The sequence below is a fragment of the Flavobacterium sp. RSP15 genome (assembly GCF_003968755.1).
Taxonomy (GTDB): Bacteria; Bacteroidota; Bacteroidia; order Flavobacteriales; family Flavobacteriaceae; genus Flavobacterium.
The window spans coordinates 120,526-133,200 of sequence record NZ_RYDL01000001.1 but is presented as its reverse complement, the minus strand read 5'-3'; the positions used below and the strand labels follow the sequence as shown (position 1 = coordinate 133,200).

13 protein-coding genes are annotated in these 12,675 nt (G+C 38.3%); 4 read left to right on the top strand and 9 right to left on the bottom strand.

Annotated elements, in window-relative coordinates:
- Positions 1 to 69 precede the first annotated feature (69 nt).
- Positions 70 to 396 carry a hypothetical protein gene (locus EKM00_RS00585; RefSeq protein WP_126514879.1) on the bottom strand — a complete coding sequence of 109 codons (327 nt, stop codon included), beginning with the start codon at positions 394 to 396 and terminating at the stop codon, positions 70 to 72.
- 377 nt (positions 397 to 773) lie between these two features.
- Between EKM00_RS00585 and EKM00_RS00580 the strand changes: the two genes are divergently transcribed.
- From EKM00_RS00580 to EKM00_RS00565, 4 genes are all read left to right on the top strand, one after another.
- Positions 774 to 1,241: a (2Fe-2S)-binding protein gene (locus EKM00_RS00580; protein ID WP_126459461.1), complete on the top strand. Its 468-nt coding sequence runs from the start codon at positions 774 to 776 to the stop codon at positions 1,239 to 1,241.
- A 111-nt stretch (positions 1,242 to 1,352) separates the two neighbouring features.
- Complete coding sequence (locus EKM00_RS00575) at positions 1,353 to 1,931, top strand: hypothetical protein (protein WP_199734571.1); 579 nt, start codon at positions 1,353 to 1,355, stop codon at positions 1,929 to 1,931.
- Positions 1,932 to 1,972: 41 nt separating this feature from the next.
- Positions 1,973 to 4,138, top strand: a complete 2,166-nt coding sequence (locus tag EKM00_RS00570; protein WP_199734569.1) for a xanthine dehydrogenase family protein molybdopterin-binding subunit — start codon at positions 1,973 to 1,975, stop codon at positions 4,136 to 4,138.
- A gap of 181 nt (positions 4,139 to 4,319) precedes the next feature.
- On the top strand, positions 4,320 to 5,459 hold the full coding sequence (locus EKM00_RS00565) for a cysteine desulfurase family protein (RefSeq protein WP_126514878.1): 1,140 nt from the start codon (positions 4,320 to 4,322) through the stop codon (positions 5,457 to 5,459).
- A 46-nt stretch (positions 5,460 to 5,505) separates the two neighbouring features.
- Here EKM00_RS00565 and EKM00_RS00560 read toward each other — a convergent pair whose 3' ends face one another.
- From EKM00_RS00560 to EKM00_RS00525, 8 genes are all read right to left on the bottom strand, one after another.
- Positions 5,506 to 5,946: a molybdenum cofactor biosynthesis protein MoaE gene (locus EKM00_RS00560; protein WP_126514877.1), complete on the bottom strand. Its 441-nt coding sequence runs from the start codon at positions 5,944 to 5,946 to the stop codon at positions 5,506 to 5,508.
- Positions 5,946 to 7,052 carry a HesA/MoeB/ThiF family protein gene (locus tag EKM00_RS00555; RefSeq protein ID WP_126514876.1) on the bottom strand — a complete coding sequence of 369 codons (1,107 nt, stop codon included), beginning with the start codon at positions 7,050 to 7,052 and terminating at the stop codon, positions 5,946 to 5,948. The genes EKM00_RS00560 and EKM00_RS00555 overlap by 1 nt, the downstream gene beginning before the upstream one ends.
- A gap of 1 nt (position 7,053) precedes the next feature.
- Positions 7,054 to 7,281, bottom strand: a complete 228-nt coding sequence (locus EKM00_RS00550) for a MoaD/ThiS family protein (protein WP_126514875.1) — start codon at positions 7,279 to 7,281, stop codon at positions 7,054 to 7,056.
- 285 nt (positions 7,282 to 7,566) lie between these two features.
- Complete coding sequence (locus EKM00_RS00545; protein ID WP_126514874.1) at positions 7,567 to 8,301, bottom strand: sulfite exporter TauE/SafE family protein; 735 nt, start codon at positions 8,299 to 8,301, stop codon at positions 7,567 to 7,569.
- Positions 8,302 to 8,356: 55 nt separating this feature from the next.
- Positions 8,357 to 9,535 (bottom strand): molybdopterin molybdotransferase MoeA, encoded by a 1,179-nt coding sequence (locus tag EKM00_RS00540; RefSeq protein WP_126514873.1) that lies wholly within the window; start codon positions 9,533 to 9,535, stop codon positions 8,357 to 8,359.
- Positions 9,532 to 10,119: a nucleotidyltransferase family protein gene (locus EKM00_RS00535; RefSeq protein WP_126514872.1), complete on the bottom strand. Its 588-nt coding sequence runs from the start codon at positions 10,117 to 10,119 to the stop codon at positions 9,532 to 9,534. Before EKM00_RS00535 ends, EKM00_RS00540 begins: the two co-directional genes overlap by 4 nt.
- The gene (gene moaA, locus EKM00_RS00530) at positions 10,119 to 11,099 is read right to left on the bottom strand and encodes a GTP 3',8-cyclase MoaA (protein ID WP_126514871.1); all 981 of its coding nucleotides are present in this window, start codon (positions 11,097 to 11,099) and stop codon (positions 10,119 to 10,121) included. The genes EKM00_RS00535 and moaA overlap by 1 nt, the downstream gene beginning before the upstream one ends.
- A gap of 2 nt (positions 11,100 to 11,101) precedes the next feature.
- Positions 11,102 to 12,232 carry an XdhC family protein gene (locus EKM00_RS00525; RefSeq protein WP_126514870.1) on the bottom strand — a complete coding sequence of 377 codons (1,131 nt, stop codon included), beginning with the start codon at positions 12,230 to 12,232 and terminating at the stop codon, positions 11,102 to 11,104.
- Positions 12,233 to 12,675 lie beyond the last annotated feature (443 nt).

Sequence of the window (12,675 nt, the reverse complement as noted above, 5' to 3'; positions counted from 1 at the left end):
CACTGTTTATTGTATAAGCAGTGGTTTTGTCTTTTAATTCGGATTCCAATATTTAAGTAGTGGACTTTCTCAGTGAAAGAGTAAAGTATAAAAAAATACAAACCCAAAAGTAAGAAGCGTAATTAATACGAATCCAAAGAACATACTTCTTTGGGACTCAATTACTGGTTTGTTGTCTTTGTATAAACTCATCACCACTCCATTAGCACCGTACCCAAAAATAAATTTACAGGCTACTTCTTGCTCATTTTCAATCATTTTAAAATGATGTGTAGCTCCGGTTATCGAATTTTTTTCCGAAACTACGTTTCCGTTCAATACGATAGTTTCTTTTCCGATGAAAGAATTAAAAACTTCAATTTTGTTAGTACCAAGTGTGATTGTTGTAAACTTCATTGTTCAATTTGTTTTAAAATTTTATAGAATTTAGTATTTAAATACGCCCTTTCAAAGTTTTATAAATATCTGTTGTTGGGTAAAAGTAACTAATTATACAAGCAATAAATTAGCACTGCACCTTTAAATCATAATTTGGATTAACAAAACCATAACATAAAACTAAAAAATACACTTATTAGCTCATTATCAGGTATAAAACCTGTTTTTACAATAGTAAAAGCGAGTTAATAATAATAATACTGTATTTAATTTTCGTTAAATTTAGTGTTAATATTAGAAACCCTTTATTTTTTTTAGTAAGTTTAGACATTAGATATTTTTTTACCTATTTTCATGAAACTGTCTATTGATCTTTAATCTAATTTCAAGTACTTATGATAACATTAAACGTAAATAATAAAACCTATCAAGTTGATGTAAGTCCGGACATGCCTCTACTATGGGTAGTAAGGGACACACTGGGTCTGACTGGAACAAAATTTGGTTGTGGTGTTGCACAGTGCGGAGCATGCGTGTTGCATCTTGATGGAGAAGCAGTTCGATCCTGCGTAACAAAAGTCAGCAGGGCCGAAGGAAAAAAAATAACCACAATTGAAGGCTTGTCTTTACATAATGACCATCCAGCGCAACTGGCATGGAATGAAATGGATGTACCCCAATGCGGATACTGCCATTCCGGCCAAATCATGTCAGCTGCAGTGTTATTGAGAGAAAATCCAAAACCGACTGATAAGGATATTGATGACGCGATGTCAGGAAATATTTGTCGATGCGGAACCTATCCTCGTGTAAGAAAAGCCATTCATTTAGCCGCACAATTACAAGAAAAAGATAAAAGATAAAAGATACTTCAATATACTAAATCAAATTCTTGGAGGATATTCCTCTCTTAACATAATCTATTTATTATGGCTTCATTCCAAAAAAATAAAACGGCTGCTATTCTCTTTTTTTTGCTCGTTAGTGCAGTTGCATTAGGCTGGACATTAAAACCCGAGGATGAAAGTGAATATATAAATATTAATCCTACTGTAATCATCAAGGACAGCATTGCCTCTGTAAAAGCATTCCAAAAGGTTTATAAAGTTTTAATGAGCCCCCGCTGCGTGAACTGCCACCCTATTGGTGACGTTCCGTTGCAAGGAGAAGACAGTCATTTACATGTCATGGCTCCTAAACGCGGTAGTGACGGAAGAGGATTATATGCCATGAAATGTACGAATTGCCACCAAACTCAAAATACACCTGGATTACATACACCACCAGGAAATTCAGACTGGCACTTGCCACCTGCTGATATGAAAATGGTTTTTGAAGGCAGAACAGCACACCAGCTGGCAAAACAATTAATGGATCCATCTAAAAACGGACATATGGATATTAATAAACTCAAAAAACATGCTGATGATGCTTTTGTTCTTGCAGGATGGAATCCGGGCGAAGGCCGCAGCCTACCGCCACTGACCCATGCAGAGTTTAAAAAAGAATGGCTGACATGGCTAAATAACGGTGCATATGCTCCCGCCAAATAATTTCTAAACCAGAGTATTGTAAAATAAATAATTTCTAAAGTATGATGGATTCAAAAAACAATTTAGTAAATACAAGACGAAGCTTTCTCAAACTTACTGGTTTGGGTGGGGCTGCTCTTTGTATGGGGTTTTATTTACCCGGCGATACAGTTCCAACTTTAATAAAACCATCCGATTTAACAGCAGCTGATATTGAAATGTGCGCCTGGATACTCATCAATACCTCCGGAAAAGTAACCATAGTGAGTCACCGTGCCGAAATGGGTCAGGGTGCCTATCATTCCATTCCGCAAATTATAGCCGAAGAACTAGAAGTAAATTTAAAAGATATAGACGTAGTATTTGCCCAAGGAAATGAAAAAAAATACGGAAACCAGATTACTGGTGGTAGCTCAACCATAAGATCCGCGTACAAAAAATTACTAAAATTGAGCGCCACGGCACGTGAAATGCTGATTGCCGCAGCTGCACTCCAATGGAATGTATCCGTTGACGATTGCTATGCCGAAGCAGGACATGTTATTCACAGGCCTTCTGGCAAAAATAAACACTATGGTGAACTGGCAACCCAAGCTTCAAAATTAGAAGCTCCTAAAAATCCTAAACTCAAAAAAATATCCGAATATAAGCTTATCCGCCAGCCATTACACCGTTTGGATACGCCCATGAAAACAAATGGGACTGCTATTTTTGGCCTCGATAAAAAGATTCCAGGCATGCTCTATGCAGCCGTAGAACGAAATCCAAGACTTCGTGGAACAGTAAAAAGTTTTGATGATTCCGTGGCAAAAAAAATTCCTGGGGTAAAACAGATTTTTGTGGTAAAAATGGTGGTGCACAATACCATTCGGGAAGGAGTCGCCGTTGTGGCTGATTCGACTTGGGCAGCGATGCAGGGAAAAAAGGCTTTAATAGTTGAATGGGATGATACTGGATTTGAACATGTAAACAGTCCCGAAATATTCAAACGCCAGGAAGAATTTATAAAAACGAAGGAAGGATTGCCTCTTAAATCTCAAGGTGATCCTACTGCAATCATAGAAAAATCAAATAAGAAACTGGATGTAATCTACCAGACCCCATACCAATCCCATAGCTGTATGGAACCGCTGAATTGTATTGCCAATTTCCAAGGAGATACTGTAGAAATTTGGGGTCCGATTCAAGCACCTGGATGGGTTCAGGATTTTATAAGCACCCAAATGGGAATTGCAAAAGAAAAGGTAATTGTAAATATGACTTTCCTCGGTGGTGGTTTTGGAAGAAAAGCCTTTACCGATTATCCTCATGAAGCGGTATTGATTTCAAAAGAAATTGGAGCTCCGGTTCAGGTAGTTTGGACACGAGAGGATGACCTTAAGCAGGGCCCTTACCGACCAGGAATCTCTTATCGTTGTGAAGGTGCAGTAAAAGGCGGGAAAATTGAAGCGCTTAAATTTAGAATGGCAGGCCAAAATAACGACCACTGGAGTGGAGGAAAGAAAGACGTTCCTAATGATAGTACCAGCGAAGGATTCCTTGAACCCTATTATGCGAGTATCAAAAATTTAAGCATTTCAGATGTTCCCTTTGAAACACCACTACCAACAATGTGGTGGCGTTCAGTGTATGCTTCTACAAACGGATTTGCGTTTGAAAGTTTTATGGATGAAATGGCTGCAGAAGCTGGCGCGGATCCGCTGGATTTTAGAAGAGCTCATCTACAGGATGAGAGATGCCAAAAACTAATTGACAAAATGGAAGAAGTCTCCGGCTGGAAAAAAAGAAGTAAAAATGAAGGCTATGGTGTAGCCATCACTGAATGTTTCAAATCAACGGTAGGACACATTGTAAAAGTTTCAAAAAATGCCTCTGGAGGTGTAAAAATAGATAATGTTTGGGCCGTCATAGATTGTGGCTGGTATGTAAATCCGGATATTATTCGCGCGCAGGTTGAAGGTTCCATCGTCATGGGTCTGGGTGCGGCAACAATACATGAAATAACATTTAAGGATGGTATAGTAGAACAAAATAATTTTTATGATTACCCAATGCCTCGTATTACGGATATTCCACAAATAGAAGTGTATATTATAGACAATGAAGAAGATGCAGGCGGAGTTGGAGAACCCGGTCTTCCTCCTTTTGCACCAGCGTTGACAAATGCCATTTTTGACCTGACAGGCAAAAGAATACGAAAATTACCGTTTAGTCTGGCAACAGTATAATGCCCTTTTTTTTTAGCCAGAATCGTTAAAACTTCAAAATGATTCTGGTTAAATTTTCTACCTTTGAAGGTGATGGCAATTACAAGCTCTTTTTTAATTCCTATGCTCCGCAAAAGCAGATTCTTAAAAACTCACAAAAGAACTAAATAAGCATAAAACCTACTTTACAACACTAGTTTAAATGTCACTTATCCAAGAAAAAATCTATTTAGATAATAATGCAACAACGCGTATTGACGATCGGGTGCTTGATGCCATGCTTCCCTATTTCACTAATTTTTATGCCAATGCAAACAGTAGCCACCTGGCTGGATTAACGGTGAAAGAAGCAGTCGAACAGGCCAGATGGCAAACAGCGGAACTAATTCAAGCAAAACCAAACGATATTATTTTTACCTCAGGTGCAACAGAAGCAATAAATCTTGCAATCAAGGGACTTGCAAACGAAAAACGCAAACATATTGTTACTGTAATTACAGAGCACGAAGCCGTTTTAGATACTTGCCTTCACCTAGAAACCATCGGATACAAAGTCAGCTATTTGGGCGTCAATAAGGATGGTATTTTAGACCTAGACCTTCTTACAGCAGCCGTGACCGAAGAAACTGCACTAGTAATTGTCATGATGGCAAATAACGAAACGGGGACACTCCAGGATATTAAAAAAATCGGGGAAATTGCTAAATCTAAAGAAGCCTATTTCCTGTGCGATGCCACTCAGGCTATAGGAAAAATTCCAATTAATGTCGTTGATTTAGGCATTGACCTTCTGTCTCTTTCTGCACATAAATTTTATGGACCAAAAGGCATCGGTGCATTATTTGTTTCCAAAAAAATAAAAGCAAAATTAACGAGTCAAATCACTGGAGGTGGTCAGCAAAACAGCAAACGAAGTGGTACTTTAAATGTTCCGGGAATCATCGGACTTGGCAAAGCCTGCGAAATTGCAAGCTTAGAAATGGAAAAGGACAGAGATAGGATAACAATAATGCGAGACTTACTTGAAAGGGAACTATTGAAAATACCCGCATCTTTTGTCAATGGTTCGCAAACAAATCGTCTTTACAATACGACCAATATTTGCTTTCCAGGCGTGAATTCTGAAAATCTTATTCTTGCTTTGCAAAATATTTCCGTTTCTAATGGTTCGGCCTGTTCGGCTGTTACATCAGAACCTTCACATGTCTTGAAAGCATTGGGTCTTACAGATGAAAATGCCTTATCTTCGATCCGATTTAGCTTAGGAAAATTTACCACTTTAGCAGAAATTGAATTGACAATTGCTACCGTTTCCGAATTAACACGGCTATTAAAGTCATAAAATAGTATGTTCTAAATCGGATTTAATCAAAGTACGAAAATCATATTTAGCTATTTATTTTCCACTGATGGGATCGGTCATTAAAAATTTCTTTTCCCCAAATCTGAAGTTCTGCTTTTACGCGTTCTACAATTTCATTACAGGCTTCCATGGCAATGTTTCTGTGCTTAGAAGAAGTGAAAACAAACAGGCATATTTCACCCGCATTGACCACTCCAAGACTGTGATGCACATGCATACAGCTCAACTCATATTTAGAAAATAGCTCTTCCCTGATTTCCTGCATTTTTTCTAACGCCATCGCTTCATAAGCACTATATTCAATAGCTTTCACTGTTTTGCCATCAACAACATCTTCCCGAATCTGACCCAGGAAAATACTGTGCGCTCCAATATCTTTTTTAGTCGCATGTTTTGCAATGCTATCTGCTATAAATAATGGAGGAATAGCTCCTTCAATGAAAATATTTTTGATTTTTTTGATCATTATTTAAGTTCTTTTAATGCATTGATGCCGTCTTTTAAGTGGCTTATTTTTTTGGTCGTTCCAAATTTTTCTAATAAAAGTGCCCCTGCTATCAAGCTTCGCTTTCCACTTTGGCAGAATAATAGAATCGTACGTTCACTAATTTCTGGAATTTTTTCACTCAGCCCGGATAAGGGAAGAGCACAATATTTGAAATCAGCTTTAGGAAGCTCGTCCTTTTCCCGGACATCGATTACAATAGTATCATTGTTGGAAACTTGGTCTAAAAAATCAATAGCAGAAAGGGTTTCAATTTCAGAAATTGAAAATCCACAAAGCCAATTATAATCTGTCGCTTCAAAGCCACTTTGATCTTGAGGTATCAAATCAGAAACGGAAACTTCCATATTAATTTCAATGACATACAGTTCATAATTAAGCAAACTGAATGTAAGAAGTCTATTAACCAATACCTCCCCTATTCCTGTAAGTAATTTAATCACTTCCCCAGCCTGCATCAACCCGATGATCCCGGGTAAAACGCCTAAAACACCCGCTTCATTGCAATTTTGAACTTCATCCGGTTTTGGAGGTTTAGGAAACAAATGGCGGTAGTTCGTCTTGTTCTTATTTTCATCTTCAATATTAAAAACAGCCACTTGCCCTTCATATTGATAAATAGCACCAAAAACCAAAGGCTTCTCTAACAAGACACAGGCATCGTTTATCAAATAGCGGGATGCAAAATTATCAGTGCAATCCACTATAATATCATAGGCACGGATGAGTTTTATTGCATTTTTAGAACTAAGTGCAATGGCATAGCCCGTAATACTAATTTCAGGATTGAGGCTTAGTAGTCTTTTGCATGCAACTGTGGCTTTGTCTTTACCAATGTCATCCGTCGTGTATAAAACCTGTCGTTGTAGGTTGCTTAAGGATATGATATCATGATCTACAATGCCAATGGTACCAATCCCAGAGGCAACAAGATACTGCAAGACTGGACATCCCAAACCACCCGCTCCTATCACAAGCACCTTGGCTTTCTCCAGTTTTTGCTGTCCTTTAGTTCCAAAATCTTGAAGTGAATAATGGCGGGAATATCGGGAGTTATAATTTTCCATATTATCCTCCTGAATAAGGTGGCATAAGTGCTACCGTATCATTTTGACCAAATAAAACATTTGTTCCTACTAATTTCATGTTGACTGCTACCGCATATTTACGATCCGACAATTCTGGAAAAAGTTGCTCTAAAGCTTCTTTCATAGACACGATGTCAGTAGCGTGCAGGCAAATTTCTTTTCCCATAATCGCTGTAATCGAACCAAATGCTATAATTTTAATTTTCATATGTAGATAATATTTGCTAAGTCTGATTTTTTATGATTTTTTCAAATACGGGCGTTTGGGGAAATTACAATAAATCTATCTTTATCCAAAACATCTTAATGCAAAATTCCGCTAAACGTTCTGAATATTTTTTTAATTATGCGTTGTGATTCTGAATTATCAAACATTTATGAGCCATAAATCATCATTAATACTAATGTCTAAATTTAAGCAAAATTAATTTTAAAAATCCTTTATCTATACTTAAACCTATTAAGAATATAATTACTCCTAATTTACACATAACTAAGCTTTTGAAAACACTAATTTATAGGAAGCCAACAGTAAAACTACAGCCAGTACATATTTCAGAATAGTAGCATTAAATTTCTTAGAACCTAAATAAGCACCCAAAAATCCTCCGACCAAAGCTACACCAACAAACAGAGCCATATCTCCCGTGAATGTAATACCTCGTGTGAGCATACCACCTAGCCCCGCTAGAGAATTCACAAATATGAATGCCGCACTTATGGCCGCAGTCTGTTTTTGATTGGTCCATTGCAACAGTAATAAAAGGGGTGAAAGCAAAATACCTCCTCCAATACCAATCATTCCCGACAGCAAGCCCACGATTCCTCCACTAATAATTGCTACGGAAACAGTACGGGGCCTCAATTGACAATCTTCTACATTTTTGAAAAAGAAAAAACGAAGAATAGGAAAAAGCAATAACACTCCCAAAATTCGCTTGTAAACCGTTTCTTCAACGGTAATCATTCCGCCAATAAAGGCCATGGGAATAGACGCTGCTGCAATTGGAATAAACATTTTCTTTGAGAAAAATCCTCCACGATAATAGTGTGCAAAAGAAGTTACGGAAACAAAAAGATTGAGCACTAAAGCAGTCGGTTTCATTTCTTCAGGAGCAATACCATAAAGTGCCATTAGCGCCAGATAGCCACTGGCACCACCATGACCGACCGAAGCATATAAGAAAGCAACAAAAAAAAGAATTATGTAAAATACTTCTATAGACATTCATTTAATGAGTTAGGGATAAATAGTAAAAATATTGTTTTTTTTGAAACAAGTATTATCCAGGCAGGAGATGAACGGCAACTTCTTCTCCGGCTAGGCAACCTTTTGATTCTTCCGGCAAAACAATAAAGCAATTCGCCTGAGCAAAAGAGTGCAAACGGAAAGATTCTTGTGCATGCAAGGGAGTTACTGTTCCATTGCTATACGAGGCCTTTAGAAAATGTGTTAATCCCGAAGCTTTAGGATAATCATGTGTAACCCTAGCGGTAATTTCCGTCAAGCTATTAGTCAAGCCCATACGATTTTCAAGTGCTGGTAACACATACTCGTAAAAACAAGTCAGCGAAGACGAAGGATTTCCAGGAAGTCCAAAAATCAATTTGTCTTTTTTTGTTCCAAAAAACAAAGGCTTCCCGGGCTTCTGCTTGATTTTGTGAAATTGTTGCTCGACACCACACCGCTGCGCCACAAGAGGCACAAAATCATAATCGCCCACACTAACGCCACCGTTCAAAAGAACAATATCATGAGTGTCAAGCGCTTTTTGCAAAACGTCCTGTAATACTTCAATCTGATCTTCAGCAGTTTGTACTGTAATATCTTTGACGCCAATTTTATTTAAAACTGCTTTTAACTGAACGGAATTGGCTTCATAAACCTGACCAAAATCTAAAGGCCTACCTGGTTCTTGCAATTCATTTCCGGTAAGGATAATAGCCACTTTTGGAGGTGAATATACCCAAACTTCCGCACAGCCTATTCCGGCTAGAAAGCCTACTGCTGCCGAGGAAAGATAAGTTTCAGCCGCCATGGCAATGACTCCGCTTTCAACCTCTGCTCCTTTTAGTCTTACATTTGCTCCTTTGAAAAGTGTCTGGTCTTCAACTAGTAGTTTTCCGTTTTCAAGGCATATCCGTTCTTGCATTACTACGGTATCAGCTCCCTCCGGCAAAGGAGCGCCGGTAAATATTCTCGTAGCCTCACCTTTATTAAGTACCAGTTGTCTACTCGTACCAGCCGCCATTTCTCCTATAATGGTAAGAAGACTGTCCTTATCTTCATATTTGATAGCATAACCATCCATGGAAGATTGATGAAAATTTGGAATGTCTATCATGGCTCGAATGTCTCTTGCGGTCACTTGTCCATGAGCATATTGGAGTGCGACGAGCTCACTTTTTTTTGTCAAAGCTGCGCCCATAATTAGTTGTTTTGCTTCTTTTACAGAAATCATTTGGGATGGATCAGTTGTTCGTAATCTTCTATAGTGTCGATATCAACAGCCCCTTTTTCAAAGGGAATGCTGTCCACATCTTTTTTGTATTTTTCAATCATTTTTCGGGCTCCGGCATTACCAGAAAGCTGCATTAGCTCAGTAAAGTATTTTCTGCTGAACAAAACGGGAGTTCCCATCGTATTGGCATAACTAGAGGCGATAATACCTTTTCCGGTTTTTTTATGCTTTTCAATTAAACTGCGGAAAACAGCAGCATCAATATGAGGCTGGTCACAAACGGCCAAAATGCAGTGCTCAATGTCTAAATTAACAAGCAGCAACTCCTCCAAGCCTTTGCTTATCGAAGACCCCATGCCTTTTTGCCAATCAGGATTTCGGCAAATTAAAACCGAATCAACTTCTTTTTCAATAGCGGTGTTCTTTGACCCCATTATAACAATCGCTTTAGTGCTTACTTCGAGTATTTGTTCTACAGTATGAAAAAGTAAGGTTTTACCATTAAATTCAAGTAACTGTTTGGGCCGACCCAAGCGCGAGGACCCCCCCGCTGCCAATAGTACTATTCCTGTTTTATTTTCCATCAGCCGCCTATTGTAATCATACTTCTATTTTTAAGTTTACTGGCATCTATATCTTCAAAAACACCACTAAATTGCCCTCCTAAAGCTTTGGCCTTAGCCATAATAGTGTCTTTTATCAAAGGCAAAATTTCTTGACCGGCACGTAAAGCGCCGAGCAAATCGGTTTCCTCTTTAGAGAATAAGCAATTTTTTAATTTTCCATCAGCCGTCAGTCGCATGCGGTTGCAAGTTTCACAAAAAGGAGAACTCATTGTACTAATTACAGCAAAGGAACCCACATGACCCGGAATCATATATTTTTTTGAGGTATCGTTGGGTTCGGGCTGCACCGGAAGGACATCATATTTTGAAGCGACTTTCAACAAAATCTCTTGCAGGGTAAAAACTTGGTTACTCGTCCAGTTATTACCGCTGAAAGGCATGAATTCGATAAACCGTACTTCGATTGTATTGTGTTGGGTCAGTGCTATAAAATCCAGAATTTCGTTCTCGTTGAGGCCTTTCATCACAACCACATTTATTTTCACACGAATCCCGTGCTGCAACAGCAATTCGATATTACTTCTGACACGATGATACAAATCTCTTCGGGTAATTTTCAAAAATTTATCGGCTTGCAAAGTATCTAAGCTGATATTTATCGCCTTAATATTTGCCGCTAAAAGTTCGTCTAGCATTTCATTTATCCGCACGCCATTGGTAGTAATAGCGAGTTCAACCCCTAATTTTCCTAAAGATTCTATAATCCGTGGAGCGTCTTTGCGTACCAAAGGTTCGCCTCCGGTCAGGCGAATTTTTTTTACGCCATTGGCCACGAATAATTTGGCGATGGTTTCGATCTCTTCAACCTGCATTAATTTAGAGGCTGGTGCAAAGGCATAATTTTCTTCTGGCATGCAATAAAAACAGCGTAGGTTGCAATTATCAGTCAGTGAAATCCTGAGATAGTCGTGAACGCGTCCGAATGTGTCTTTTATCATAATCAAGTATTTTTAATCCCATTCGTAGCAGGGTGTATTTTATTTTTTTTGTGTTTGAGCGAGTTCGTCGTTTTTCCTTCCATCACTGCTTTTATTTCTGCTACAACAGAAAGCGCTATTTCTTCTGATGTTTCCGCACCAATATCAAGGCCTATCGGACCATAGATTCGATCCAGCTGTGCTTTAGTTACCACGATTCCTTCGGCGCTCAAATCATCGAACATGCGGTTCAGTTTTGTCTTGGGACCTAATATTCCGATGTACATACAATCAGTTTCCAAAAGCAATTTTAAAACTTCCAGATCATATTTGTAGTTATGCGTCATCAGTACAAAGAAAGTCCGGGAGTCAATGCTGCTGTTTTCTACTAATTTCAGTGGCTTGGTTACAAGTATTTGCTTGGCTTCTGGAAAACGTTTTGCGGTTGAATGCGTTGCTCTTCCGTCACCTACAAGTACTTCCCAACCTAATAAACTAGCCATTTTCACTAACGGCTGCGCATCATTTCCTGCACCGGCAAGTACTAGCGAAACTGGGAGTGGGATGTATTCGATTAATGCTTCAAATTCATGATCTTCTAGCTGTATTTTTTTTATAATCGATAATTTGCTACAAAGTACTTCCTTGAAAGCTACATGCAATGCCTTTAAATCAGTTCTTTGACTAATCACCAGATCTTCTCGGTACACTAATACAGTTCCTATTTGCACAGCATTACGCTCCAAGGAAAACAAGGTCAAAACCACAGCTTCTTTGCGTTCTGCTGCCGATTGTTTCAGCAAGTATATCGGATTATATGCTACACTTTCATCGATGTATTCAAAAAGAATATGGACAATTCCGTTGCATCCTAATTGCACTCCAAAATCAGAATCGCTTTCATCACTGGTATCGTAGGTAATTAGCTTATTTTGTTTTTGGTGTATGGCCAGCAGTGCTTTTCGCAAGGCATCGCCTTCAAGGCATCCGCCGCTAATAGCACCGGTCAAAATACCGTCTTCTGTTACAAGCATGCGTGCGCCCGGCTGACGGTAAGAAGAGCCTTCTACTTTGACCACTGTTGCCAATGCTGTTTTTTTTCCACTCGCTTTGGCTGCTGAATAGGCTTTTAAAATATCTGTAACTTCTTTCATTACTCTTTTTTTTTAACGGCTTAGATTCTGTTTTTAAAATATTTTTCTCTTAAAAATAAAAGAGATAACAAAATAAGCAATACACAACATGAATGGAATATCGTACAATAGAATTTCACATTCAATTGTATAACCATCAGTTTCAATTTTTTAGCAATACGAGCCGAATGTACCGCTGCGATTGACTAATCAATTTCGAAATTTAATCAATTTATTATGGATATCAAACCTATTTACAACGAATCTAGGATAAAAAAGCCTGTCACGAAGGAGTTGTTAGATAACGCAGTACGTGGTGTGCTGATTTATAATGATAAATTTGCCATTAGATTAGGTAAAAATCATAGCAAAAATATGTACTATATAGCCCGAATTTCATCTAAAGTACAACGTATAGCCCAACCCGGATGTAGTTTACGAACGATGAGGCACCTCCAAAAAAT

What these genes read in the sequence shown, in the direction of transcription:
- EKM00_RS00565 (WP_126514878.1), top strand. Translation starts at nt 4,320, where the DNA reads ATGTCACTTATCCAAGAAAAAATCTATTTAGATAATAATGCAACAACG.
- EKM00_RS00585 (WP_126514879.1), bottom strand. Translation starts at nt 396, where the DNA reads ATGAAGTTTACAACAATCACACTTGGTACTAACAAAATTGAAGTTTTT.
- EKM00_RS00550 (WP_126514875.1), bottom strand. Translation starts at nt 7,281, where the DNA reads ATGAAAATTAAAATTATAGCATTTGGTTCGATTACAGCGATTATGGGA.
- EKM00_RS00525 (WP_126514870.1), bottom strand. Translation starts at nt 12,232, where the DNA reads ATGAAAGAAGTTACAGATATTTTAAAAGCCTATTCAGCAGCCAAAGCG.
- EKM00_RS00545 (WP_126514874.1), bottom strand. Translation starts at nt 8,301, where the DNA reads ATGTCTATAGAAGTATTTTACATAATTCTTTTTTTTGTTGCTTTCTTA.
- EKM00_RS00560 (WP_126514877.1), bottom strand. Translation starts at nt 5,946, where the DNA reads ATGATCAAAAAAATCAAAAATATTTTCATTGAAGGAGCTATTCCTCCA.
- EKM00_RS00570 (WP_199734569.1), top strand. Translation starts at nt 1,973, where the DNA reads ATGATGGATTCAAAAAACAATTTAGTAAATACAAGACGAAGCTTTCTC.
- moaA (WP_126514871.1), bottom strand. Translation starts at nt 11,099, where the DNA reads ATGATAAAAGACACATTCGGACGCGTTCACGACTATCTCAGGATTTCA.
- EKM00_RS00535 (WP_126514872.1), bottom strand. Translation starts at nt 10,119, where the DNA reads ATGGAAAATAAAACAGGAATAGTACTATTGGCAGCGGGGGGGTCCTCG.
- EKM00_RS00555 (WP_126514876.1), bottom strand. Translation starts at nt 7,052, where the DNA reads ATGGAAAATTATAACTCCCGATATTCCCGCCATTATTCACTTCAAGAT.
- EKM00_RS00580 (WP_126459461.1), top strand. Translation starts at nt 774, where the DNA reads ATGATAACATTAAACGTAAATAATAAAACCTATCAAGTTGATGTAAGT.
- EKM00_RS00540 (WP_126514873.1), bottom strand. Translation starts at nt 9,535, where the DNA reads ATGATTTCTGTAAAAGAAGCAAAACAACTAATTATGGGCGCAGCTTTG.